We start from the raw sequence: 24,964 nt of genomic DNA on the forward strand, positions 1-24,964 counted from the left end.
AGAGTATTTAAAGCGCGGTTTATGTACTTTTACCATATGATTTTAGTAACTGGCGGCACTGGACTAGTAGGTGGACATTTGTTATATCGCTTTTGCGAAAGCGGAACTCCAACAAGAGCGATATATCGAGATCTTAAGAGTATCGATAAAACACGTGCTATATTTAATTCTTATGGTGCTAACAAAGATCAGTTAGTTGACGAGATTGAATGGGTACAAGGTGATATTCTAGAAATACCAAGCCTAGAAGAAGCCATGGATGGCATTACACAGGTTTATCACTGCGCAGCTATTGTAGATGGCGCTCCTTTCTGGCAAATGAAGAAGGCTAATGTAACAGGAACTTCTAATGTTATCAATACCGCGCAAGCTCATCAAATAGAGAAACTATGCTATGTAAGTAGTATAGCAACGCTGGGCGAACCAGTAGGACAACGAGCTATAAATGAAGAAGACTTTTTTAATCTAGACGCAAAAAACAGCAACTATGCCATTTCAAAATACGGTGGCGAGATGGAAGTATGGCGTGCAACTCAAGAAGGGATGAATGTTATTATAGTTAATCCTGGTGTTATTATAGGTGAAGGAAATTGGGAAAGTGGATCTGGAAAATTATTCTCTCAAACCTATAGGAAACAACCTTTTTATACCGATGGATCTAGTGGTTTTGTAGACGTAAGAGATGTTACCAATGCGATGATACAACTTATGAATTCTGATATCGTAAATGAACGTTTTATTATCGTTCAATCATCGATTCATTATAAAGAAATTTTAAGTAAAATAAGTCATAGCTTAAAAAAGAAAGCACCTAAGATCATGATCCCTAAATGGATGTTATTTCTCATATCTGCAACAATGAAGGTAGGCCACTGGATAGGTTTTAATAGAGGCCTAGAACGTGCTACCGTTCAATCATTAACCTCTCACAGTAAGTATGATGGCTTAAAGATTAAAGAGCATGTAGATTTTAACTACACACCAATTGATAAAAGCATCCAGCGAGTAGGTTTCAATTATTTAGATTCTTTAGGATAACTTATGATACTACTTCTTGCTGAATCTAATTTTCTAATCCTTTCTTCAGAGACTGGATTAATCTGCGGAGCATCTTTTTTCGTATTATCCTGTCTTGCTGTCACGCTATCTTTAATGACTAGTAATTTTTCATCAACTAAGTCTAAAACTTCAATAAAATCCTCTACCCTATCTGCGTAATAATTAAAATTGTTCTTAAATGAGATACTGTCAATACCGTGTTTTTGATAAACGTATTGATCCGGTATAATTCCCAAATCGACAAAGGATTTACGATTAGAAGTCATAGAACCTTCAATTAAATAAACATCTGTCATTATAGAAGCCATTTTTTCAGTATCAAAAAAAGGGTCTGGCTTAGGTGATTTGTTAATTCCTGAGCAAGCACCTATTATCAATAAACTTAAAATCGCTAACAACTTTCTCATCGTTGAAAAGTAAGCGCTTGAGCATTTTTCACCTGATTTACCTTGAAATTTTGATATGCTAGGTGACCATTTACAAACGTATGAGTGATACGACTATTAAAGGTAACACCTTCAAAAGGTGACCACCCACATTTTGCCAGTATATTATCTTTAGTTACCGTCCATGGATTATTGGGATCAACAAGTACAAGATCTGCTTTGAAGCCTTCTCTAATAAAACCACGATCTGCAATATCAAACAACAATGCTGGATTATGGCACATTTTCTCTACTACTTTTTCAATCGATATTTTCTCTTTTGCAACAAACTGCATCATAGCCGGTAAAGCATGTTGCACTAATGGTCCACCACTAGGACACTTTAAATAAGAATTAGATTTCTCATCAATGGTATGAGGCGCATGATCTGTGGCAATTACATCGATACGATCATCTAGTAATGCTTCCCATATTTCTTCACGGTCCTTTGCTGTTTTCACAGCTGGATTCCATTTAATTAATGAACCTTTTGCAGCATAATCTTCATCACTAAACCACAGATGATGTATACAGACTTCTGATGTGATTTGCTTATCCTTTATAGCCTTTTTATTATTAAAAAGATTTGTTTCTTTCCCTGTTGAAAGATGGAATACATGAATCCGACCACCCGTTTCTTTGGCTAATTCAACTGCTCCAGAACTACTTAGATAACAAGCTTCTTCACTTCTTATAATAGGATGTTGCTCCATAGGGATATCATCTCCATAGGTATCAATAGCCTGTTGTAAATTAGCTTTGATGGTTGCTTCATCTTCACAATGTAGTGCTATTCTCAACTTTACGTTAGAAAATATTTTTTTAAGCACTTCTTTATCATCAACCAGCATATTACCAGTAGACGATCCTAAAAACAGCTTTAACGCAGGCACTTTAGTTACATCTACCTTAAGAATTTCGTCTAGATTATCATTCGTCCCACCAAACATGAAAGCATAATTGGCATAACTATCTTTAGCAGCTATAGCCATTTTATTTTCCCATTCTTTAATGGTTGTCGTTTGTGGAGAGGTATTAGGCATTTCCATGTAGGTGGTAATTCCTCCGGCGACCGCAGCTGCACTTTCAGATTCAATATTGCCCTTATGAGTCAATCCAGGCTCTCTAAAATGAACCTGATCATCTATGACACCTGGTAATAAGTATTTACCTTCTGCATCGATAATAATTGTATTACCATCTTTGGCACTTATACTTTCAGAAATCTCTTTTATAACATCACCTTCAATAAGAAGATCACCATTTCTAGTGATTCCATCAGTAACAATCTTGGCATTTTTAATTAACGTCTTTCTCATATATCTAGTTTCCCTAATAAACTACTTATCTTCATTTTTAAAACCCCAAAAACGGCTTCACTTATAATACCGCCGCTCATCTTAGAATGACCTCTAGAGCGGTCTGTAAAAATTACTGGCACCTCAACAATCTGAGCTTTAAGTAACCACGCTTTAAACTTCATTTCTATTTGAAATGCGTAGCCTACAAATTTAATCTTATTCAAATTAAATTTTCTTAATAAACTAGCTTTATAACATACAAATCCCGCTGTAGTATCGTGAATTTGCATTCTAGTAATCCATCTAACATATTTTGAAGCTCCATAAGACAGTAAAATACGTGACATAGGCCAGTTGACCACATTAACACCTTTTACATATCTACTTCCTATAGCAAGATCTGCACCAAGCTCACAGGCAGTGTAAAGTTTAAATAGATCTGCAGGGTTATGTGAAAAATCTGCATCCATTTCAAATATGTAATCATAATCTCTAACTAGAGCCCATTTAAAACCATGTATATAAGCAGTACCTAGGCCTTGTTTCCCAGCTCTTTTTTCTAAAAAAAGTCTATCAGAAAAACCTGACTGATAATCCTCTACAATAGCCGATGTACCATCTGGTGAATTATCATCTACAATTAATACATGTACATCTTGATAAAGAGAGAAAACAGACTCAATTATCATGGATATATTTTCCTTTTCATTATAAGTAGGAATTATTACAATTGATTTCTTCATAGAGTTGGTAAAAATAACGAAATAAATAGCCTAGCTGTACTAACGAAAAACAAAAGAACTTATTTTTACAACCTATGGAACTGAGAGAATCATATATAAATAACTGGGCTACCATAGTTATCGCATTTTGTCTGTTACTATTAGTAATTGCAAAGTGGATTTACAAAAGTGAATTTTATCACTTACTAAGTGCTGCGATAAGTAATCGATACATTAAAGTCTCTAGGAACGAGAACCCAAATCATGGTCTCAGAATTATTACAGTGACCGTATACACTATTGGTTTGGCTTTATGGATTACAAAACTATCCTTTACTGAAGTTCAATCATTATTAGATTTTAAGACATTTTTACTTTTCTTAACTGGACTAACCATATTTATTCTTGCAAAGCGATATTTCTCTATGATGATTGCGTCTTTAATGAAGTTTGATGAGATATTAGAATTAATCGAATACCATCGAAATACTTATAGAGCCGTCTTGGGTATATTACTAATTATTGTTAATCTATTAATTTATTACACCTTTCATGATTCTATAGTAGCGGTACGATTGATAAGCATTGTAAGTATTTTCATGTTTGTTATTTATAATTTTATAATCCTTTATACCTATTCAAAGTCACTACTTCAACACTCTTTTTATTTTATTTTGTATCTTTGCGCGCTTGAAACAGCACCCTATCTACTTTTATATAAGTATATTATGCTGTCTAGAGCCTACTAATAAAGAAAAGAATGCCTATGAAAGTGAAGACAATTTTAGTTTCCCAACCTGAACCTAAAATGGAAAATTCACCCTATCAGACTTTAGTAGATCGTACTAAGGTTAAGATAGATTTCCGTTCGTTTATACATGTAGAAGGTGTTCCTTCTAAAGAAGTACGCGAGCAAAAAATAGACATTAGCAAGTTCACTGCCATTGTTTTAACTAGCCGTAATAGTGTTGACCATTTCTTCAGAGTTGCCGAAGAAATGAGATATAAAATTCCAGACTCGTTGAAATACTTCTGCCAAAGTGAAGCTGTTGCTTATTATTTGCAAAAATATGTAGTGTACCGCAAGCGTAAAATTTATGTTGGTAAACGTACCTTCAAAGAACTAGTTCCTCTTATTAAAAAGCATAAAAACGAAAAGTTTTTAATCCCAAGTTCTGACAAGCTTCAAGATGAAGTACCAGAACAAATGGATGCTTTAGGAGTAGTGTGGACCTCGGGAACTTTTTTCCGTACCGTAATAAGTGATCTTTCTGATCTAGCAGACGTGAAATACGATATTTTAGTATTCTTCAGTCCTAGTGGAATAGAATCATTGTTTAAGAATTTCCCTGAATTCACTCAGGATAAAACACGAATCGCTGTTTTTGGAAATACTACTATGAAAACTGCCGAGGACATGGGACTACGTATCGACATACAAGCTCCTACACCTGAGTCTCCTTCAATGACTATGGCTATTGAAAACTACATTAAAGAAGATAAATAACATTACGCTTTCGCGAAAGCGTAATGTTTAAACACAAAAAAGTCCCTTAGATAAAGGGACTTTTTTTATATAATAAAGTTGATACAATTAATACTTCAGTGGTGCTCCTGCCATTATTTCTGAAGAAGCATAATCTTCAAATTGTTTGAAGTTATCTCTAAATGCATTAGTCAACTTTGATGCGGTTTCATAATAACCTTCATCATTTTTCCATGTTGCCCTAGGACTCAAAACATCTGTAGGCACATTTGGACAAGTACGTGGTTGTGCAACACCAAAAACAGAATGCACGTGATAATTGTCCTTATTTGCAGCCTCTAGACTACCGTCCATTGCTGCTGTAATCATCGCTCGAGTATATTTCAACTTCATTCGCGAACCAACACCATATGGTCCACCGGTCCATCCTGTATTTACTAACCATACATTAACACCTGTTTCTTTCATTTTTGCACTCAACATCTCAGCATACTTAGTAGGGTGAAGAGGCATAAATGGCGCTCCAAAACAAGCAGAGAAGCTAGGAACTGGCTCTGTAATACCAGCTTCTGTTCCTGCGACTTTTGCAGTATAACCACTAATGAAATGGTATGCTGCTTGACCAGGAGTTAATTTAGATATAGGAGGCAATACTCCAAAAGCATCTGCAGTTAAGAAGAAAATATTCTTAGGATTATCTCCTACAGAAGGTTTCTTAATATTGTCGATATGGAAGATAGGATAACTTACTCTCGTATTTTGGGTAATAGATGTATCCTTAAAATCTACTGTTTTATCAGCGTTCAAGATAACATTTTCTAAAATCGCACCAGGCTTAATAGCATTGTAAATTTCTGGCTCACCTTCTGCATCCAGATTTATCACCTTTGCATAACATCCACCTTCAAAATTAAAAACATCGTTATTTGAAGTCCAGCCATGCTCATCATCACCAATCAATGCTCTATCTGGATCTGTAGAAAGAGTTGTTTTACCTGTACCACTTAAACCAAAAAAGATGGCTGTACTTCCATCTTTTCCTACGTTTGCGCTACAGTGCATAGGCAAAGTGTTTTTATAAACAGGCAAAATAAAGTTGAGCGCACTAAAAATTCCTTTTTTGATTTCGCCAGTATAACCGGTTCCACCTATTAAAGCAATCTTTCTAGAAAAATTAAGAATAGCAAAATTATGCTGTCTTGTACCATCTTGATCAGGTACTGCCATAAATCCCGGTGCATTTATAACAGTCCATTCCGGAGAGAAATTCTCTAACTCTTCATTCTCTGGCCTTAAGAACATATTATAAGCAAACATGTTAGACCACGGATACTCATTAATGACTCTAATATTAAGTCTATAATCTTGATGTGCACAGGCATATGCATCTCTCACAAAAACATCTTTACCATCCAGGTAAGAGGTCACTTTATGAAGTAATGCATCAAATTTATCCGATTCAAAAGGTATATTGATATTACCCCACCAGACTTTGTCCTCGGTAACCTCATCTCTAACAATGAAGCGGTCCATCGGCGATCTACCAGTAAATTCACCGGTATTAACAGCGAGTGTGCCGTTTGCGGTTTCTTTACCATCATAGCTAGCAACACTAATCTTTTGCAGCTCTGCTGGTGGTAGTTGATAATTAATTTTGGAATTTTTAATTCCCCATTCTTCTAACGAAATCGTTTTCGTAACTAAGGTATTTGAACCCATGATTATCCTTTTGTTTAGCTAAGGTTTAGGATGCAAAAATAGAAATCATATATCTCTCTCCCTATCTATTAACAGAATTATTTGAAATAATTTTCCACAGAAGCACAATCCAACCAGAGATAAGTAGCAATCCACCTATAGGAGTTACTGGCCCGAGAAAAGAAAAATCAATGTTCCACAAGTTTGTAGTTGTTAACAGGTAAATACTAATAGAAAACAGAATAACACCAATGGTAAATAAATAAAAAACAACTTTTTTAGTCTTATCGCTTATAAGCGGTATAGAAGCTAATAATATAAGTGCTAGGGCATGATACATTTGATAACGTACACCTGTTTCAAAACTTTTCAACTGGTCGATTGTTAGATATTTCTCTAGGGCATGCGCTCCTAGAGCTCCTAAAACAACAGCTGTTAATGCATATATAATACCTACAATCAATAACTTTTTAACCATTTGTATATCTATTTATAAGAAGTCTTTTAAATTGCCTCAAAATTACAACAGATATGCGTGATATACTGATTATAGGAGCAGGTAAATCAACTGGAGTGCTAGTCGATTACCTTTTAAAAAAATCAGAAGAAGAGAATTTAAAGCTCTTGATAGCAGATAAAAATATAGATCAAGCAAAATTACTAGGCCAAAATCATAAAAATGTTGAAGCTGTTCAACTAGATATTTTTAATGAAGACCAGCGTAAATCTTATATAAAAAAAGCATCGATAGTTATATCAATGTTGCCTGCAAGGTTTCACATTGAAGTGGCGAGAGATTGCATAGCTTATGGAAAATCAATGGTTACCGCCAGTTATGTAAGTCCTGAAATGCAAGCCTTGAATGAAAGTGCTATAGAAAAAAATCTTGTCTTTATGAACGAGATAGGTGTTGATCCTGGTATCGACCATATGAGCGCCATGCAAGTACTAGATAGAATAAGATCACAAGGTGGTAAAATCTTATTATTTGAGTCCTTTACCGGTGGATTAGTTGCCCCTGAAAATGACGATAACTTGTGGAATTATAAGTTCACTTGGAATCCTCGTAATGTTGTTACCGCAGGTCAAGGCGGTGCGGCAAAATTCATTCAGGAAGGTCAATACAAATACATACCATACCATAAGTTATTTAGAAGAACAGAATTTCTAGATGTAGATGGCTATGGTAGATTTGAAGCTTATGCTAATCGTAATAGTTTAAAATACCGTTCGGTATACGGACTCGATGATATCCTCACATTGTATCGAGGCACCATGCGTCGTGTAGGTTTTAGCAAGGCTTGGAATATGTTCGTACAATTAGGAATGACTGACGATACTTACACCATTGAAGATTCTGAAAACATGAGTTACCGGGATTTTGTGAATAGCTTTTTACCATATTCACCTACAGACTCTGCAGAACTTAAAATGCGTCACGTTCTAAAAATTGATCAAGACGATATCATGTGGGATAAATTAGTAGAATTAGATTTATTTAATGCTACTAAGATGGTAGCATTAAAAGAAGCTACACCTGCACAGATCTTACAAAAAATCTTAGAAGACTCATGGACTCTTCAAGATGGAGAAAAAGATATGATTGTTATGTATCATAAATTTGGATATGAGATTAATGGTGAAAAGAAGCAGATAGACAGTACGATGGTGTGTTTAGGTGATGGCAATATGCAAACTGCCATGGCAAAAACAGTTGGTCTACCTGTTGCAATTGCCGCTCTTAAAATCTTAAATGGCGAGATCACCTCACCTGGAGTACAAATACCTATTACAGCGCCTATTTACGAGCCTATTTTAAAAGAGCTGGAAGATTATGGAATACGCTTTCGCGAAAGCGAAATAGAATACCTGGGATACAATCCCTTAAGTTTATAAGTGACATTAAATAAAAAGGAGGATGGTTTTAAATCATCCTCCTTTTTTAATAAAATTCTGTTTTATTTATCGTCTTCTTAGGAAGATTGATATGAAATATAGTAAAGTTGCTAATGAGCCTATTGCCGCTACTAGATAGGTGCGCGCAGCCCATTTAAGGGCATCTTTTGCACCGGCATGCTCTTCTTGAGTCAACATGTTTTCATCCTCTAACCAGGCTAGTGCTCTATTACTAGCATCATACTCCACTGGTAAAGTTACAAAGGCAAATAAAGTACCTACTGCATACATAATAATACCTATTAAGAGTACTGTACTACCAAAGGCAGATGCCGCTGCTAGTGCGAGTCCACCCATAATTACATATTGCGAATATTTAGACGCAATGCTTACTACAGGAACCAGCTTAGACCTCATCCCTATCCAGCTATAGGCTGTTGCATGTTGTATAGCATGACCTACTTCATGTGCCGCAACTGCTGCTGCTGCTGCATTACGTTCAGAGTATACAACTTCACTTAAATTTACGGTTTTATTAGAAGGATTGTAATGATCTGTTAGTTGACCTTTTACAGATATTACCTTAACATCAGTAATACCATTATCATCTAACATTTTTTGGGCAATTTCTGCACCACTCATACCGTTTTTTAAATGAATTTGAGAGTATTTTTTAAACTTACTTTTAAGCTTGTTACTTACAAACATGCTCAGTAAAAAAACTGCTCCACCGATTATATAGTAACCCATCATTCCACCCATGATATTTTTATTTTTTAATTATTATTTAAAAATAGCTCTTATAAATGACTCTTTAAAAAAAGCAAAACCATTTTATTAAAGTTACTTTTGAAAGTGTTTATTCACCTTTTTAATCGACCATTGTATCATGACCTCTACATCGCTTCTTAACTCTAGAGAACAAATCGCTTTACTAGTTAACGAGTTCTATAAAAAGGTTCGTAAAAATGAGCATTTAGGTCCCATTTTTAATAGTGTAATCAACGATTGGCCTGCACATCTTAATCACTTGACTGATTTCTGGGACACTAGCTTATTAAGAGCAAAGAGCTATCACGGCAATCCTATTGAAAAGCATCAAGAGGTTGATACTGCAGTTAATCATTCTATTGAGATGGAACACTTTGGAATATGGCTGCAATTGTGGTTTGACACGATTGACAACTATTTCCATGGAGAAATTGCACAACTTGCTAAAAACCGAGCTCGTAACATGTCTACATTTATATTTTTAAAAATCTTTGAGGCTAGAAAATCATCTAGCGATCAAAAGACCAGTTCATAATATCAGTGCGCAGCCCTATATTTAACCATGTCGTATTTTGTTCTTGTACATTTCCAATTTCAAAATGAGGATCAAAATCTCTATAAATGATCTGACCATAAATCCTCAATTGGCTCGCTGGATTAATTAAATAACCAGCTTCTAACTGTGCATACATAAAAGTTACTCTGTTTCCTTGACCTAACTCGTTACCATTATCAGCAATACGATCATCTTCATTACGGTATATGTCGCCACCATAAAAAGCGTTGTCAATCCCATCATTAATATCTAGTCCTCTTTCACCTAAAGTGAATTGAGCATTACCATACCACCTATCTTTAGTATACCTTCCTATGAAAGTAGTTTCATAAAAGTTTGCGCCCCATGGATGTGCTAGTGCTTGATTACTGTTAGCATAGTTAAGGACTACCGTGTTGTGACTGTATGTATAAGGACGTACTCTGTTATATTCTGCCTGTAACATTAGGTCTTTTACTTTAAATGCATTTTGCCATTTAAGACCTAGCTGATATGCACTTTTATTTTGATAACTACCATCACCATTCACTACAGATGCTCCAGAAAACTCATCCAATACTAACTGTGCATAACCTGTAATTCTATCAGTAAATTTATACTTTGCTGTGGCTCCTATTAAAGCATTTCCTCCACGAGAGCCAGTTTGCAGCTCAATGGCTTGATAAAATATAATTGGATTCAAGTAATTGAAATCAAAGCCACGTTGATTATCATCTTGCCACAAAACGCTTTCAAAGAGCCCTATATTGAGCTTTTCTGTAGCATTCCAACTTAAATAATGATGCACCATAAATTTTGTACGGAAAGAATCATCTGCAGTTACCTCAGATCTTACATCTCTTAAAGATGTGTATAAAACCGTGTAATCCAACTTCCAAAACTTAGCATTTACTTTTGCATATGGAAACGGTTGTGAATTATCACTAAGAACTAAAGATCTATAACCATCACCTATAAAATGTTGTCCATGACCTAATTGAAGATCAAAGTACTTACTAGGTTTATAATTGATATAACCAGTAGCTACTGGATAGTCATAAATAGTATCTCCACCATCTTCTGCAATACCACGTCCAGGCACAATGCCCGGATTCCCACCATCCGGTGCACGACTTTCTATTTCTCTGTTGAAATAGCCAGCAAAACGTCCTTGACTTTCTTGAATACTAGCGCCAAATGTTATTTGTTTACCTATTCCACCACTAACATTAACCAGTCTTGTATTATTAAAAGTATTAATATCATCACCACTATCCTTACCTATTTGCAAGTCAACTCCTGGATCTATTACAAACCAATAATCATCACCAGCCAATTCAAAAAAGTGTTCATTCCACCATTTTTTACCTAGCCACGTAGATTCATCTTTCATTAATGACGATCTCTCTGCCTCAAGATCAAAGTATTGATCCACATAAGAAAACGTATAAGGTTTGACGGCTGTATGAGCGTTATTCCCTATTCTATTCATAGCCGCTTCATATCGATGATATCGCTGGTTTGATAGTGCTATTAGCCCATTAGACTTAAGCTGTTGACCATTATATTGATTTGAAATAATTTGTGGATATTCTTCATTTGCTTTCGCGAAAGCGATACTCTCTAAAGCGTTTGAACTTTTTTTAACCACACTATTTTCTTGCTCTTTACCATTAAACACCTGAAAAGAACCATCAGGTGTCATGGGAACTGGCACTCTTAATACAAATTGCATGTATGTAGGGTTACCATTATAAGTAGGCGCTGCAATTACCGGCAGCTTTTCAAAAGAATTTTTCACTGCAGTAGTAAGCTCTGCATAAACTGCATCAAAACGAATGGGAATGAATCTACCTTCACGATTCACTTCAAATCGTAATGTCACTTTCTCACCAGCATTTAATGGAAGTTGCTGAGGATGCTTATAATTTTCATATAAAGAAGAATATAAGTTTTTGTAAAAACAATCCTCTAATTCATTAACAGGCAAATCTTTACACTCTTCAAAATATGGGAATTTTTCCACTGGATTTTGAGCTGTCAAGATTCCTAAACTAAATAAACTGATAATCAGAAATAGATTCTTCATTGTAATCACTGCATTAAGCGGCTAAGATACTTGTTTTATAGGAGTATATAAATAGAAAAAGTCACAGCAAGCTGTGACTTTTTTATAAATAAAAAACTGTTATTATCTATTCATTTTAAATCTTATTGGTAAATGAAAATAAACACTCACCGGATCTCCATTTATTTTACCAGGTGTAATTTTAGGCAATTTACCAATGAGTCGATACGCCTCTTTTTCAAGAATAGCATGTGGCGCTTTAACTTTCACATCTATAGGTAGACCTTTCTCATTAATGGTAAATAAAATGTCAATCTTAACGATTTCACCATCATCTAAATTTAATTCATCGGCAAGACCTTTATTAAATTTACGTTGTACAAACCGTTGCATCTTATCATTGAAACACTTGCGACGATCTACATTATTATCTAATGATTCACAGCCAGGATATAGGGGCATTGAATCGACACCATCCATAGTCGTAGTAATTGAAGTTTTAGGAGCCGGCTTTTTTGTTTTTACTGGTGCACTCTCTATAGGTGAGTCGTCAACTGGTGTATTATCTGATGGTGTATCAACAACAGGCTCAATAGGTTTTTCTTCTGGAATTGGGTCCGGATCAGGTGTGTCATCTGGAACGACTACTGGAGGTAATTCTTTATTGGGTTTTATAACCACCTCTGGCTTTGGTTTGTTAGGTACGATTCTAAACGTAGGATTAGTCCAGTCTGGATCTGCGATATCTGTATTAGAAACTATGACTCTTTCAGGTTCTACAGTTTGAGTAGTGAGTTCGATCACCACAAAAGCTAACAACAAGGCTGCTATCAGACCTATTTGAAAGTTAATAACTGGATTAACTTTAACGTTGACTTTCTTTTTGTCAAAACGATCTTTCTTAGAAGGTGTTGCAGCACCTTCTTTAAATAAATTAGTTTTCATAATTAATGGTTTTATGTTATTATGAAAACACTTCAAGAAACATACCATAAAAAAAGCCGAACATTAAATGCTCGGCCTTTTGATATGATAAAATGTTTTTCTTTAATCCTGTACTTGGAAAATAATAGGTAATGCATAAACTACAGTTACTGCCTTACCACGCTGCATTCCTGGAGTCATTTTAGGAAGACTGTTAATTACATCTGCCGCTTCTTGTTTCAATCTAGGGTGAGGCGCACGAGATTGAACTCCTACCACATTACCTTTTGAATCAATTTTAAATTGTACAGTAATTTTTTGACGACCTTCTAGACCCAATTCATTTGCAAGACCAGTATCAAATTTGTTATCCACAAATCTTTTGATTTTCTCGTTCATACATTTTTTACGATCTTCATTAGTTTTCATCTTCTCACATCCAGGATAAACTGGTACCGATTCAATGATAGCAAATGGAACTTCAGCGATTTCTTCAACAACACCTACTTCTTCAGCTACCTCTTCAACCTCAACGATCTCTTCTTCTTCGGTCGTTTCAGTATTTTCAATGATAACCTCTTCGATTTCCACTTCGTCTTCAACTACCTGAAGAACTTCAGGTGCTGGTGGCGGTGGCGGTGGTGGCGGTGGTGTATTCAACATCATAGTAATAGGCACTTCTTCTTCTTCAACAAAAGCTTCTGGCTCTACATACTCTTCAATTTCTGTTACTTCTTTTGTTTCATATTCAAGACCTTGCCATGATAATAATAACATAAAGGCAAGTCCCATTAACACGTACAATTTAATGTTAGTACGTAAATCTGATGATTCTGATTTCTTAATTTCCATAGTAGGATAAAATTTGAAGGCTAAAAATAAATAAAAAACCTAAACATGTGAACAGGTTTCTTCATGAATATGTGTTAAATCTTTTAGATAACAACCACATCAATGTAACTGCAAGAATAATGCCAATAGTATTTGCCACTGCATCTATAAAATCCATAGTTCGATTAACAGCAATATACTCTTGTGCAAACTCAACGATAACTCCTATTAAAAATGAAAAAACAGCAGCCGCTATTGCAATAGTCCTAGACCATGCAGTGACCATATCCTTCCATGTAAATTTAAAATGAGATTGTTGTGTTAAGAATCTGCTATAAAAGAAAAAATACCATAATAATGCCATTATAAAATAAGCACCACCATGGTATAATTTATCTATGTTATTTATATTCACTGAAGGCGCTGGACTATCACTAATTGAAAAATAAATAATCAATCCAGTATAAACTGGCGCTATCCAGTAGAATAATTTAGCCACCTATTAATTCTTTATAAGCTTCTGCAGATAAAAGCGCGTCTAACTGAGAGGCATCAGAGAATGACATTTTAATCATCCATCCATCTCCATAAGGATCAGAATTTACTAGTTCTGGCTCATCTTCTAACTTCTCATTGAAATCTGTGATCTCACCAGATAATGGTAGAAATAGATCAGAAACTGTTTTCACAGCTTCTACTGTTCCAAAAACTTCTTCTACATCTAGCGTTTCATCTACGGTTTCCACCTCTACATAAACGATGTCACCTAATTCACTTTGTGCAAAGTCAGTAATACCTACAGTGGCAGTATCACCTTCAATACGAATCCACTCGTGATCTTTAGTATATTTTAATTCTGCTGGGATATTCATAATTTTATTTTAATGGTGGTAAATTTAAGATATCTCTCAAAGATATAGGCAATGATTTTTTACTAATTACCAAAGGTATATCTCAATGTAATACCGCTTCTTATTGTAGTTTGTGGAAAAGCAGTAGATATCGCAAATTCTGAGAATGTATGATCATAATAGAATATGGCTGTAAATGCCTGACTCAAATTATAATCTGCAGTAAATTTAAGACCATATATGGTCTGACCAGCGGTAGCCTGACTAGCATCTGTGAAAATTCCATTTTGTAAATTTTCTTCGGTTCCTAGATCTAAATATCTAATGATAGTTACATTATCCCTTACAGAGCCATCTAGTCGCATGTTTAGATCACTTTTAATGATCTGACTGCGTCCACCGACATTAGTTTTAAACTTGAGATCCTTGATACGATAACCTAACCCTAGAATAAATTCGTTACCATTTATTTCAGTCAATAAATTATTATCAAAACTTAAAGAAACGACTCTATCTTTTCTTACTTCTGCTGCAATCGACACAGAGTTTTTCATCTCAAAGTCCAATTTAATTAACGGACTGAACTGCTCTGATAAGTTGATATTGAAAAAGAGATTACGCGACTTAAAGTCTCCTGTCTGGTTTAAAGCATCAGGACTTTGATCACTATAGGTTAAATTCCTATTACCAGGAGAGTAATCTAGATTTGTTTGAAATTGATTGATTGTATAACTAGATCTATACCCATGATTTATGGAGAATCTACGGAACCTTTTTCTAAACCATTTAAGGTTCATCAATCCTGTGTATTTAAGCGTCCAATTAGGTAAAGGAACATCCTTAAAAGCACTCGTCTTTTGATCTTTTGCATCTCGACCTTCATATGCAGCTAGGAAAGCCGGCAATAACACATCTTGACTATTCCTACTAAAACCTTCTGGATAACCATCTGCGTCACGAGAATATGTTGTATTACCATAAAACTGTTCTGCTAGACGCTCAGCGATAACAAGTCTATTATTTCTAAAATTATCGAAATTCTTAGATTCACTAATGGTGCTTTTATTAAAGGCAGTACCTATCATGTTTGTAGTAATACTATAATTACCAAAAGTGTTAGGTGTCAATGATTGATAAGTTAAGTTCTCTGGATCTACACGATAATTCTCAGTATAGGTTTCTTGATACGCTCTATTTCCAACCAAATCAATTTTTAAATCTTTCAATAAATCAACGTTGACATTAATATCTAATTGACGGCTTTCAACCTCGCTGTATTGTTGATTAAAATCTTGAAATAAAGTTAACCATCCTTTTCTAGCAGCGATATCTCTAATCTCTGCTTGAGACCCAAATGTAAATCCAGTTGTTGGCTTTAAAGTACCTATAAATCCAATAGCTGGCGTGTAACCTGGCAAAAATATACCATTGTTTTCTTGGTAGTTAATTTGCGCTCTTTTTACAGAGGTAGCAATACCGATTAATGTGTTGTAAGCCTTATTACCAAAATTTTTCTTCGGCGTTTTATCTTTTTCATCCTGTGCATTTGCTGCACCTGGCGTTGATGGTCTTGCGTTTCTAGACCTTGTATTATTACGGCTACGAGCCCTATTAGCAACAGGACCAAACTTGACTTTTTCAAGCCCTACATATTTGTATAATTTATCTAAATCTAGCGTTGTGTTTATGCGGTGTGTGTTTGCATTTTGAACTGTGTTTCCTAAATCAGGAATCCCGTCTAGCTGCGCAAATTGTTGTGAGTTACGTTGCCAGTTGAAGTCTGCGGTGTAAGTGTAGCTCGCTTTCGCGAAAGCGAGAAACGGAAACTTATCTAGTGGCAATTTATAGGTTGCTTGAAGTTGCTGTGAGTGTGAGTTAGGAATACCTTCATCTAAAAAGTCTGTCCATATCCCATAACTTTCATCGATTGAATCATCATCATTAATGTAACTGCGTATAACGCGATCATTATTTGCAGATAAATTGAATTGTAAAGATTTTGTAATATCCCAATTGATGGCATATTGATGATTCATGGTATAATTGCGATTAGACAATGGATCTATAGTAATATTTTGAGCATCAGGAATCCCATCACCATCAGTATCTACTGGGTTGGTATCCAGTTGAAGGTCTCTAAACTTCTGTGTATTGTACTGTCTTAAAATATTACCGCTGGCAGCAAAACTATTAGGTAATAGATTTACATTAAAATCTTTCAAGAATTTTAAATAACTATTATCGCCTACTAACTTTTTAAACGGCTCTACTTCTGCTTTAGGAAACGCATAATTATATGTTGTTCCTACATTAACGGATTGATCCTGAAATTTCTCAATTTCAAAATTGCGTTGATCTGTCTGGTTATAAGAACCTGAAAAGGTGAAATTCTCGATATCATAAGGCATAGGCTTTGAATCTCCAGTGCGTTCTTTGCGGACACCTATAAGGTTTACACTTTGACGCATGGTATAATCTTCAGATTGTTCACTAATGATATCGCGCTCTGCATCACTATTAGCGTTATCTAGCCTTGTCTCCAATTCGATATCTTCAAATTGTGGATCAAATTGTGGCGTTATAGTTTCTTCTCCTATACTATAAGAGAATGGCAATTTAACACCCCATTTTTCTGGAAGTAACTGACCTAAATTAAGATTAGTAGTGACATCATATTGAGTTATATTTTCTCGATCTCTCTCATTAGGACCTTGTTCAATAGCTCCAAAGCCGATAGTACTTCTCCTACCTGTAGCACTTACGCTTGCAAAATCTGCAATATTTGCATCCATGTTCATCACTGCTGCATATCCACCTTGGTTCTTTAAACCTGATAAACGCATTTCATTAAACCAGACTTCACCACAAATATCATTTGTACTAGCATTGCGTACACCGATCATCATTGCTCTTACATCTCCAAAGTTAGGATTCCCTTTTATACCGTATTTATGTTGATTAAGGTTTGCTGCAGTTGCGTCAGTAAGAGTCGACTCATCAAAGAAGTTTACTTCAGAAATATTTAATGAAGGGTTACTTAAAACACGTGCTTTAATCTCTTGAAGCAAAGAAAGGTCAATATTAAACTCATTTGCTTCTGGCCAAATCTCTTCTCTTACAGTAGTGCCAAAGGCAGTAGGTTTTAACGGCAACCTTATTTCATAATAGTTATCTGTATAATCAATACCTATTCTAATAAACGCCTCTAATTCATCGTCACCTATAGCTACCTCGTTTACTAATGATTCTGCATGGACAAACATGCGCAAGTTTTCATACTGTCGCATATCGATTCTTATATTCTTGAATACAGAACGTCCATCCTCTGATTCTAAACCACAAACTCTTAAGGCAAGAGATTGCTCGTTTTGTCTGATATTTTGATTTTGAGTTCTTAATTCTTCACGCTCAACTCCAGGTGGTAATCTATATGGAATCGGTTGACGTGATTCATTATTTTCGATATTAACTCCTTCGACTTCAAACACAGTTCCGTCATCACTAGGATCATCTAGATCCTCTTCTAATGTTGCAGTATAACGACGATAATCACCACGTACTAAATCCATGGAACCAAAACGTAGTAAGGTTTCTTGATTAAAATCAGTTAGGTACATTCTCATAAAACGTATAGCTCTGAAATCATTGATCCCACCTATAACTTCTCGGTTAGGATCACTTAAAGGAACTCTAAATTGAACCCAACGTGTATCTATAGTATTCCCATTAGGTAAAGTAGTCTGAACCTCTTTGGTATCAAATATATACTCATTAGTAGCAACAGTCATTCTAGTTGGGTCAACCGGTATATCATATTCAAAATAACTATCTATAGTATTCATAGTGTTATCTCTGTTAATATCCTCTACATCTGGTAATGTCGTTGCTCCACGATCGTCTTGGGTTACTTCTGTAGGCGAGTTACCTTGTGTATTATTATATCTTCTATATCGTGTGACGATATCTCCACTTGTTGCTAGAAAGTACTCATAATTATCACGAGCAGGATCATCAGGTCCAAATGCTCCAAATTGTGTATTCTCTTCAATATCATTTAATCCATCAAGACCTATATCTTGATTAGTTCGTTGCGCTCCATCAGTATCAAAAGCATAAACTAAGGATTGATTCACTGGCACCTTACCATAATCTGTTGCATTTGTGAGTGTGGTGCTACCGTCATCAGGCAAACCATTTTCATATTGCTTGCGATTATCCTTTAGAATATCCTCACTTATACTACCTAGGTTAATCGATATAGTTCCTCCAGCGTTTGTAGGATCATAAACAAAAGGATCCATCACCCAAAATTGAATATACTCAACGTTAGTCTGTTCAAAATCCGTACTAGAGAATTGTCTCATAATACCTGCCCAGTTGTCGTCTGGATTAGGTAAAATATTACTACCTGCCGCTGCTGGATTGTAATTATAAGGACCACGTTGAGATGGAAGATAATTTAAATCTAGTGTATTTATAACTTGCTGTTGCCCTTGCTGTAAATCGACATTAGGAAATAGTTCTTCTATAAAAACACGACGTGTTCTAGGGTCAGAGATATCGTCATCTGTAATATCTGCTGGTCGTTGTGTTCCATAAAATATAGGGTCGATTGTATACCATGACAATTGTGCTCTAGAAAAATTATAAGCTAGTGCATTTGATGTAGAACCTGACCCTTCAAACGCTTGAGGAACACTGGCTAATGACCATGCAAAAGGCGATAAAATATCTATTGAAGTTTGAGAACCTTCAAAATCATCTACATAGGCTGATGCTTGTCCTTCAAAATCATCACCTGCTGGTGATCCCGGAAAAAGATAAGCTAATTCACCTCGTAGAGATATACTGGACTCCACATCAGTATCGATATTAGGTAATTTGTTAACCATTCTAGTTAAGAACGGCACTTGAGTGTTGTATATAAAATTAGCGCCTACAATGGTATTATTAATAGGTTCAAATCCATAAGTAGATTTTTGAGTTATAGGTCGCTCTTTTAAATTTAAAAAAGTTCCACCTAGAATAAAGTCTTCACTAAACCTATGCTCTACGTTGATACCGGTAAATCGTTTGGTTTGCTGATTAAATACAGAATTATTTTCTGTAGAAACTTGTATTGGTGTGTTTGAATTCAACAACGCTTGATCTAGTATAATCACACGACCACCTTGATAATCGACAGAGTAATCGATTCCTTCTTGTAATGTTCTACCACCAGCGGTTACCGTTACAGAACCTCGAGGCACATTAAAGGCACCGATAGGGATTCCTTCTCTACCAGTTGCTTTATATTGTCCTTTAATTAAATACTTATTCTTATCTGCAGTTTGCAGTGCTTGCGCTTTTGTGGTGACGTACATGTCACGATAAACATACTTTGCTTGGTTTGCATTATATGAAGTAGGTTGATCATAATCTTCTAATCCTGTTCCTGGAGTATTATCCAACTTATTAAACAGGTAATTACCAAATGGTTCTACCGTTGTAAAAATAATACGCCCATTTTCTTGATCAATAGTCAGTCCTGGTATAAAATCAAAGAAACCATCACCATCTGGTTGCGGATCACCTTGCTGATTCAATCGGTCTAAATTAAATACCTTAATTAAAGTCGTTTGATCAACGTCTACTGGCAACGGTTCTGCAACTGGATTTGCAAGTGTAGGCGCTGCAGGTGTTATATAATTCAACTCTGGTGGGAACTGATAAAAGATATTCATTCTGAAATCTTCTTGAGACAATTGAGAACCGCCCAAATTATAGATGTTCTTCATCATTAAATCCCAGATAGGCTCACTGACATTCGTTAAATTACTCTTCAATAATTTAACAACTAGGTTCTGATTATTCACTGCAATTTGAGTCGGGTCAGTAGAGTCTATAACATCCGTTGCTACCACACCATCATTTGCAAACTCACCTACTTGATAAACCTTTCCTCCAGCAGTATATTGAAATGCCACTGCCAGAACTTCATCATTATTTAAACGTTGTCTTAAAGATATATAACCTAGTTGGGTATTTAAGGTATATTCATTTTCTGTAAGCTTTCTTGCATTCTCTAGAGTTACATAATCAAATCCCTCATTAACTTGAGCACCGCCAAAACCAGATTGTACTGTCGAGATATCTCTAATCGCATCTGTTAAAATGGACTGCGCTGCTCCATTTATTCCTCGAGGATTGAAGTCATTATTTTCGTTTGACGGAAAACTACCAGTCGCTGCATTTATAAAACCACCAGGTATAGTACCCAATCCAATATTAGCAGGATCAGATTCACCTATATCCTGAATCGCTACTAGATTTCTAACATCTTGTGTTCGATTACCACGGTTTGTAATCCAAACTTCGGCTCTAGTGATTTGAATATTTGTATTGATGAAAGGGTAATTAGCTAACGTTTCATCATAGTTATCACGAAAGTAATGGGACAGGAAATAATGTCTATTCTCATCATAATCTAATGAGAAAAAGTCAAAATCATTAACAGACGCACCACCTGCGGCTTGCACTGTTCTAGATTCTGATTGCTGTTCTGAGAACACACCTGTTATCCTGGTTTTACCAAACTGCAATTCAGCCTTAACACCGAACAGACTCTGAGCACCACGTATTAATGTGGAGTTTAAAGGCATACTAATATTACCGACTTCAATACTTTGTAATATGTCGTCTTCTGTAGGTGTATAATCTAGCTTGATCTGATTTTGAAAGTTAAAAGTGCTTTGTGTATCATAGTTAGCGTTCACATTTAAACGCGTCCCTACTTTCCCAACTAAACTAAGATTGATACGTTGATTAAAATCAAAAGTAGCATTGGATCTATTACGTGGTGAAAAACTAGGATTGTCTGATTTATTAAACAACATCCCTAAGTCAACTTCTACAGATCCCTGCGGTACTACCGATATCTCAGTACCACCAAAAATACTTTCAAATAAGTCTGAATCGACGTAAAAATTAGGTAATAGGTTCTTTTGCTTTTCTTTATCTGCTTCTGTTTTACCAGCAATAGCAGCCGCTTTATCTTTAAAATACTGGGTCATGCGTTCTTTCATCACACGATCTAGATATTGATCACGCGTTAACATGAAAGGGTATCCTATTTGAAAACCATTGAATTCACTCTTATAGATATATCGATCTAAGTCCGGATCATAAGTGTAAAGAGTAACAATGCTAGGCGGATCTGGCAAATCAATATCTCCTATAATCACACCAGTCTTAGTACTGTCTTGTGCGGTCGTAGGTGGTGTTTGTTGCGCTTTCGCGAAAGCGAATATCAAAAAACATCCAATGAATGCTACATACTTATTGAAAAGTTGAAGAGAACTATATTTCAAATCTTACAGCTGTTTTAAAGCGCCTTTTATTAATTTTTCTACTGTGGCGTCTGGCTCGCTAGCCAATATTTTATCCACCACTTTTTGCGCTTGCTTACGTAAATAACCTAGCGTTTCTAGTGCAGATAACGCTTCATCGCGTCCAGTATTGCTCGAATGAAGAGAAATATCTTCTCCTTCTAATACTTGTAATATTTTATCTTTTAAATCTAGTATAACACGCTGTGCACCTTTTGCCCCTATTCCCTTAACACTCTGTATGGTACGCACGTCACTAGAAGCAATAGCTTGCGCAATCTGTCGCGGTTCTAAACTAGACAACATAGTACGGGCTGTACTTGCACCTATTCCATTAACCGATAGTAGTAGCTTAAAAACCTCACGCTCTGACTTTTCCATAAAGCCAAATAGACGTTGAGAATCCTCTCTTACCTGCATAAAAGTGAATAATTTAATTAATTCACCATCTGGAATTAACGAATATGTATGAAGCGATATCTCAACAAAGTATCCTACACCACCGCAGTCTATGACTACATCTGTAAGATTTTTTTCCACCAGCTTTCCTTGCAACTGCGCTATCATTCCTTAATTTTAAGTTAAAGCATCAAATGTAATAAATTTAAGGGTACTAAAACACACCTTGATTAGCGCTATTTCCAGTGGCTTGTTCTCTCTTTTGTTCGTGCTTTTCCTTTTGCTGTGCATCGATCACAGCTACTGCTGCCATATTTACAATTTCATCTACACTCGCATTAAGCTGTAGGATATGAACCGGCTTTTGCATTCCCATCATAATAGGCCCTATCGAGTCTGTATTATAAAGCTCTTTAATCAACTTATAAGTCGAGTTTGCACTTTCCAGATTAGGGAAAACAAGTGTATTTACTTTTTTACCAGCCAGCTTAGAAAACGGAAACTTCTTTTTAAGAAGTTCTGGATTTAAAGCAAAATCTGCTTGAATCTCTCCATCAACAGTGATATCTGGATAGTATCTATGTAGGTAATTAACGGCCTCAGTCACCTTGCGGGCATGAGGATGATCTGAAGAACCAAAGTTTGCATAGCTTATCATTGCGACTGCAGGATCAATCCCAAACATACGAGCGGTACGTGCTGTCATTTGAGCAATTTTTGCAAGCTCTGTAGCATCTGGGTTAATATTAATCGACGTATCTGAGACAAACATAGGTCCACGCTCTGTAATCATTAAATTAGTGGTAGCGACTTTTTGTACTCCAGGAGATTTACCTATGATTTCCATCATAGGCTTAACAGATATAGGAAAAGATTGCGCAACACCAGTGATAACAGCATCTGCATCACCCAGTTTTACCATCATTGCAGCAAAGTAGTTACGCTGCCTCATTAATTTCCCAGCATCAAATTCTGTCACACCTTTACGAGCGCGCATTTGCCATAGCTCGTTTGCGTATCGATCTTTACGTGGTTTCTCTTCATCAGATTTTGGGTCGATAATTAAAATTTTATCATCCCAATCAATTTCTGTCATCAACTCTTCAATCACATCACGTCTTCCTAGCAAAATAGGAGTTGCAATTCCATCTTCATGAACAATTTGCGCTGCTTTTATAACATCTAGATTGTCAGCCTCAGCAAAAACAATACGCTTAGGATTAGTACGCGCACGGTTTAATATTAAACGGATAAGCTTATTATCTGATCCCATTCTAGACAACAACTGATCTTCATATTTCTCCCAGTCTTGTATAGGTTCCATAGCCACACCGCTTTCCATTGCCGCTCTCGCCACCGCTGGTGGAATAGTAGAAATCAATCGTGGATCAAAAGGCTTAGGAATTATATATTCTCTACCAAAGTTGAGTTTTGTCTCACCATAAGCAATGTTAACTTGCTCTGGCACTGGCTCTTTTGCTAGCTGTGCAATGGCATGACAAGCAGCTAACTTCATCTCTTCATTAATCTTAGAAGCGCGTACGTCTAATGCACCTCTGAAAATAAATGGAAAACCTAAAACGTTATTTACTTGATTAGGATGATCGCTACGACCTGTTGCCATTATTAAATCTTCGCGAGTAGCTATCGCTGTATCATATTCAATCTCTGGATTCGGATTTGCCATTGCAAACACTATAGGATTTTCATTCATATCCAGCAACATGGCTGGCGACACTATATTACCTACAGATAATCCTAGAAAAACATCTGCTCCTTTAAATGCATCTACTAAAGTAATGGGATCCATATCTCTAGCAAACTCCATTTGTTCAGGACCTAAATCTGTTCGAGAGGTTGTAATCAACCCATCTACATCAAACATGAGGATATTCTCTTTACGAGCACCTAGTTTTGCATACAGATTTGTACAAGAGATTGCGGCACTACCAGCACCACTAATAACAATTTTTACATCTTCAATTTTCTTGTTAGCAATCTCTAGAGCATTCAATAATGCTGCACTAGATATAATAGCTGTACCATGTTGATCATCGTGCATTACTGGAATATCCAGTTCCTCTTTTAATCTCTTTTCGATTTCAAAAGCCTCTGGCGCTTTAATGTCTTCCAGATTAATACCTCCGAAAGTAGGCGCAATATTTTTTACCGTTTGAATAAACTCTTCAACATTTTTAGTATCGATCTCAATGTCAAAACAGTCTATGTCTGCAAAAATCTTAAAAAGAAGACCTTTACCTTCCATAACTGGTTTAGAAGCCTCTGGACCTATATCTCCTAGACCTAGAACTGCCGTACCATTAGTTATAACAGCTACTAGGTTCCCTTTTGTAGTGTATTTATAAACATTTGCTTTATCCTTTGCTATTTCAAGACATGGCTCTGCTACGCCTGGACTGTAGGCCAGTGAGAGATCCCTTTGGCTACTATACTTCTTAGTAGGAACTACTTTTATTTTACCTGGTGTAGGCTTTGCGTGGTACACAAGTGCTTCACGTCTCTTGCTATCTTTACTCATAAATAACTGGGTTATTTTTAGTCCAGAAACAAAAATAGACTATAATGTTCACATGGGTTTTTTGTGTTCGTGAAAATTGTGTGAATTGTGCT

At 35.9% G+C, this 24,964-nt stretch carries 19 protein-coding genes; 5 read left to right on the forward strand and 14 right to left on the reverse strand.

Features of this window, described 5'->3' with window-relative positions:
* Positions 1-21 precede the first annotated feature (21 nt).
* Positions 22-1,038, forward strand: a complete 1,017-nt coding sequence (locus ACJJVI_RS04110) for an NAD-dependent epimerase/dehydratase family protein (RefSeq protein ID WP_405350554.1) — start codon at positions 22-24, stop codon at positions 1,036-1,038.
* On the opposite strand, the gene ACJJVI_RS04115 is transcribed toward ACJJVI_RS04110, so the two are convergent.
* Genes ACJJVI_RS04115 through ACJJVI_RS04125 form a run of 3 tightly spaced genes read right to left on the reverse strand, consistent with a single transcriptional unit; the run spans position 1,017 to position 3,528 of the window.
* Positions 1,017-1,466 (reverse strand): DUF4296 domain-containing protein, encoded by a 450-nt coding sequence (locus ACJJVI_RS04115; protein WP_042247240.1) that lies wholly within the window; start codon positions 1,464-1,466, stop codon positions 1,017-1,019. The genes ACJJVI_RS04110 and ACJJVI_RS04115 overlap by 22 nt on opposite strands.
* Complete coding sequence (locus tag ACJJVI_RS04120; protein WP_317290273.1) at positions 1,463-2,803, reverse strand: dihydroorotase; 1,341 nt, start codon at positions 2,801-2,803, stop codon at positions 1,463-1,465. The genes ACJJVI_RS04115 and ACJJVI_RS04120 overlap by 4 nt, the downstream gene beginning before the upstream one ends.
* Positions 2,800-3,528 carry a polyprenol monophosphomannose synthase gene (locus ACJJVI_RS04125; protein WP_405350557.1) on the reverse strand — a complete coding sequence of 243 codons (729 nt, stop codon included), beginning with the start codon at positions 3,526-3,528 and terminating at the stop codon, positions 2,800-2,802. The genes ACJJVI_RS04120 and ACJJVI_RS04125 overlap by 4 nt, the downstream gene beginning before the upstream one ends.
* A 74-nt stretch (positions 3,529-3,602) precedes the next feature.
* Here ACJJVI_RS04125 and ACJJVI_RS04130 point away from each other — a divergent pair, with 74 nt between their 5' ends.
* Both ACJJVI_RS04130 and ACJJVI_RS04135 read left to right on the forward strand, forming a co-directional pair.
* Positions 3,603-4,256 (forward strand): DUF4271 domain-containing protein, encoded by a 654-nt coding sequence (locus ACJJVI_RS04130; RefSeq protein ID WP_042270955.1) that lies wholly within the window; start codon positions 3,603-3,605, stop codon positions 4,254-4,256.
* A 17-nt stretch (positions 4,257-4,273) separates the two neighbouring features.
* Positions 4,274-5,014: a uroporphyrinogen-III synthase gene (locus ACJJVI_RS04135; protein WP_036585301.1), complete on the forward strand. Its 741-nt coding sequence runs from the start codon at positions 4,274-4,276 to the stop codon at positions 5,012-5,014.
* 87 nt (positions 5,015-5,101) lie between these two features.
* Here ACJJVI_RS04135 and pckA read toward each other — a convergent pair whose 3' ends face one another.
* Together pckA and ACJJVI_RS04145 are read right to left on the reverse strand one after the other, a co-directional pair.
* Entirely contained in the window at positions 5,102-6,712 is a 1,611-nt protein-coding gene (pckA, locus tag ACJJVI_RS04140; RefSeq protein WP_036583953.1) for a phosphoenolpyruvate carboxykinase (ATP), read from the reverse strand.
* A gap of 61 nt (positions 6,713-6,773) precedes the next feature.
* Complete coding sequence (locus tag ACJJVI_RS04145; RefSeq protein ID WP_405350560.1) at positions 6,774-7,169, reverse strand: DUF423 domain-containing protein; 396 nt, start codon at positions 7,167-7,169, stop codon at positions 6,774-6,776.
* A gap of 53 nt (positions 7,170-7,222) precedes the next feature.
* On the opposite strand from ACJJVI_RS04145, the gene ACJJVI_RS04150 reads away from it, so the two are divergent.
* A complete protein-coding gene (locus ACJJVI_RS04150; protein ID WP_317290277.1) occupies positions 7,223-8,587 on the forward strand; it encodes a saccharopine dehydrogenase family protein in 1,365 nt (454 codons plus the stop codon).
* 66 nt (positions 8,588-8,653) lie between these two features.
* On the opposite strand, the gene ACJJVI_RS04155 is transcribed toward ACJJVI_RS04150, so the two are convergent.
* Positions 8,654-9,340 (reverse strand): zinc metallopeptidase, encoded by a 687-nt coding sequence (locus ACJJVI_RS04155; RefSeq protein WP_042271081.1) that lies wholly within the window; start codon positions 9,338-9,340, stop codon positions 8,654-8,656.
* Between the two features lie 136 nt (positions 9,341-9,476).
* Between ACJJVI_RS04155 and ACJJVI_RS04160 the strand changes: the two genes are divergently transcribed.
* Positions 9,477-9,893, forward strand: a complete 417-nt coding sequence (locus tag ACJJVI_RS04160) for a group III truncated hemoglobin (RefSeq protein WP_036583946.1) — start codon at positions 9,477-9,479, stop codon at positions 9,891-9,893.
* On the opposite strand, the gene ACJJVI_RS04165 is transcribed toward ACJJVI_RS04160, so the two are convergent.
* The 8 genes from ACJJVI_RS04165 to ACJJVI_RS04200 all read right to left on the reverse strand — a co-directional run bounded on the left by ACJJVI_RS04165 (position 9,868) and on the right by ACJJVI_RS04200 (position 24,872).
* Positions 9,868-11,982: a gliding motility protein RemB gene (locus ACJJVI_RS04165; RefSeq protein ID WP_405350564.1), complete on the reverse strand. Its 2,115-nt coding sequence runs from the start codon at positions 11,980-11,982 to the stop codon at positions 9,868-9,870. The genes ACJJVI_RS04160 and ACJJVI_RS04165 overlap by 26 nt on opposite strands.
* A 102-nt stretch (positions 11,983-12,084) precedes the next feature.
* On the reverse strand, positions 12,085-12,906 hold the full coding sequence (locus ACJJVI_RS04170; RefSeq protein ID WP_405350567.1) for an energy transducer TonB: 822 nt from the start codon (positions 12,904-12,906) through the stop codon (positions 12,085-12,087).
* Positions 12,907-13,008: 102 nt separating this feature from the next.
* Positions 13,009-13,737 carry an energy transducer TonB gene (locus tag ACJJVI_RS04175; protein ID WP_036583938.1) on the reverse strand — a complete coding sequence of 243 codons (729 nt, stop codon included), beginning with the start codon at positions 13,735-13,737 and terminating at the stop codon, positions 13,009-13,011.
* A 61-nt stretch (positions 13,738-13,798) separates the two neighbouring features.
* Positions 13,799-14,215, reverse strand: a complete 417-nt coding sequence (locus ACJJVI_RS04180; protein ID WP_042270949.1) for a membrane protein — start codon at positions 14,213-14,215, stop codon at positions 13,799-13,801.
* Complete coding sequence (gene gcvH, locus ACJJVI_RS04185) at positions 14,208-14,588, reverse strand: glycine cleavage system protein GcvH (protein WP_036583934.1); 381 nt, start codon at positions 14,586-14,588, stop codon at positions 14,208-14,210. The genes ACJJVI_RS04180 and gcvH overlap by 8 nt, the downstream gene beginning before the upstream one ends.
* 62 nt (positions 14,589-14,650) lie before the next feature.
* Complete coding sequence (sprA, locus tag ACJJVI_RS04190; RefSeq protein WP_405350570.1) at positions 14,651-21,916, reverse strand: cell surface protein SprA; 7,266 nt, start codon at positions 21,914-21,916, stop codon at positions 14,651-14,653.
* A gap of 3 nt (positions 21,917-21,919) precedes the next feature.
* Complete coding sequence (gene ruvA, locus ACJJVI_RS04195; protein ID WP_405350572.1) at positions 21,920-22,501, reverse strand: Holliday junction branch migration protein RuvA; 582 nt, start codon at positions 22,499-22,501, stop codon at positions 21,920-21,922.
* A gap of 46 nt (positions 22,502-22,547) precedes the next feature.
* Positions 22,548-24,872 carry an NADP-dependent malic enzyme gene (locus ACJJVI_RS04200; RefSeq protein WP_042270947.1) on the reverse strand — a complete coding sequence of 775 codons (2,325 nt, stop codon included), beginning with the start codon at positions 24,870-24,872 and terminating at the stop codon, positions 22,548-22,550.
* Between the last annotated feature and the right edge of the window lie 92 nt (positions 24,873-24,964).

Origin of the sequence: Nonlabens sp. Asnod3-H03, from assembly GCF_045063665.1 — a bacterium.
GTDB lineage: Bacteria > Bacteroidota > Bacteroidia > Flavobacteriales > Flavobacteriaceae > Nonlabens > Nonlabens ulvanivorans.

Coding starts and splice junctions, on each gene's coding strand:
- ACJJVI_RS04110 (WP_405350554.1), top strand. CDS start 22: ATGTACTTTTACCATATGATTTTAGTAACTGGCGGCACTGGACTAGTA.
- ACJJVI_RS04115 (WP_042247240.1), bottom strand. CDS start 1,466: ATGAGAAAGTTGTTAGCGATTTTAAGTTTATTGATAATAGGTGCTTGC.
- ACJJVI_RS04120 (WP_317290273.1), bottom strand. CDS start 2,803: ATGAGAAAGACGTTAATTAAAAATGCCAAGATTGTTACTGATGGAATC.
- ACJJVI_RS04125 (WP_405350557.1), bottom strand. CDS start 3,528: ATGAAGAAATCAATTGTAATAATTCCTACTTATAATGAAAAGGAAAAT.
- ACJJVI_RS04130 (WP_042270955.1), top strand. CDS start 3,603: ATGGAACTGAGAGAATCATATATAAATAACTGGGCTACCATAGTTATC.
- ACJJVI_RS04135 (WP_036585301.1), top strand. CDS start 4,274: ATGAAAGTGAAGACAATTTTAGTTTCCCAACCTGAACCTAAAATGGAA.
- pckA (WP_036583953.1), bottom strand. CDS start 6,712: ATGGGTTCAAATACCTTAGTTACGAAAACGATTTCGTTAGAAGAATGG.
- ACJJVI_RS04145 (WP_405350560.1), bottom strand. CDS start 7,169: ATGGTTAAAAAGTTATTGATTGTAGGTATTATATATGCATTAACAGCT.
- ACJJVI_RS04150 (WP_317290277.1), top strand. CDS start 7,223: ATGCGTGATATACTGATTATAGGAGCAGGTAAATCAACTGGAGTGCTA.
- ACJJVI_RS04155 (WP_042271081.1), bottom strand. CDS start 9,340: ATGATGGGTTACTATATAATCGGTGGAGCAGTTTTTTTACTGAGCATG.
- ACJJVI_RS04160 (WP_036583946.1), top strand. CDS start 9,477: ATGACCTCTACATCGCTTCTTAACTCTAGAGAACAAATCGCTTTACTA.
- ACJJVI_RS04165 (WP_405350564.1), bottom strand. CDS start 11,982: ATGAAGAATCTATTTCTGATTATCAGTTTATTTAGTTTAGGAATCTTG.
- ACJJVI_RS04170 (WP_405350567.1), bottom strand. CDS start 12,906: ATGAAAACTAATTTATTTAAAGAAGGTGCTGCAACACCTTCTAAGAAA.
- ACJJVI_RS04175 (WP_036583938.1), bottom strand. CDS start 13,737: ATGGAAATTAAGAAATCAGAATCATCAGATTTACGTACTAACATTAAA.
- gcvH (WP_036583934.1), bottom strand. CDS start 14,588: ATGAATATCCCAGCAGAATTAAAATATACTAAAGATCACGAGTGGATT.
- ruvA (WP_405350572.1), bottom strand. CDS start 22,501: ATGATAGCGCAGTTGCAAGGAAAGCTGGTGGAAAAAAATCTTACAGAT.
- ACJJVI_RS04200 (WP_042270947.1), bottom strand. CDS start 24,872: ATGAGTAAAGATAGCAAGAGACGTGAAGCACTTGTGTACCACGCAAAG.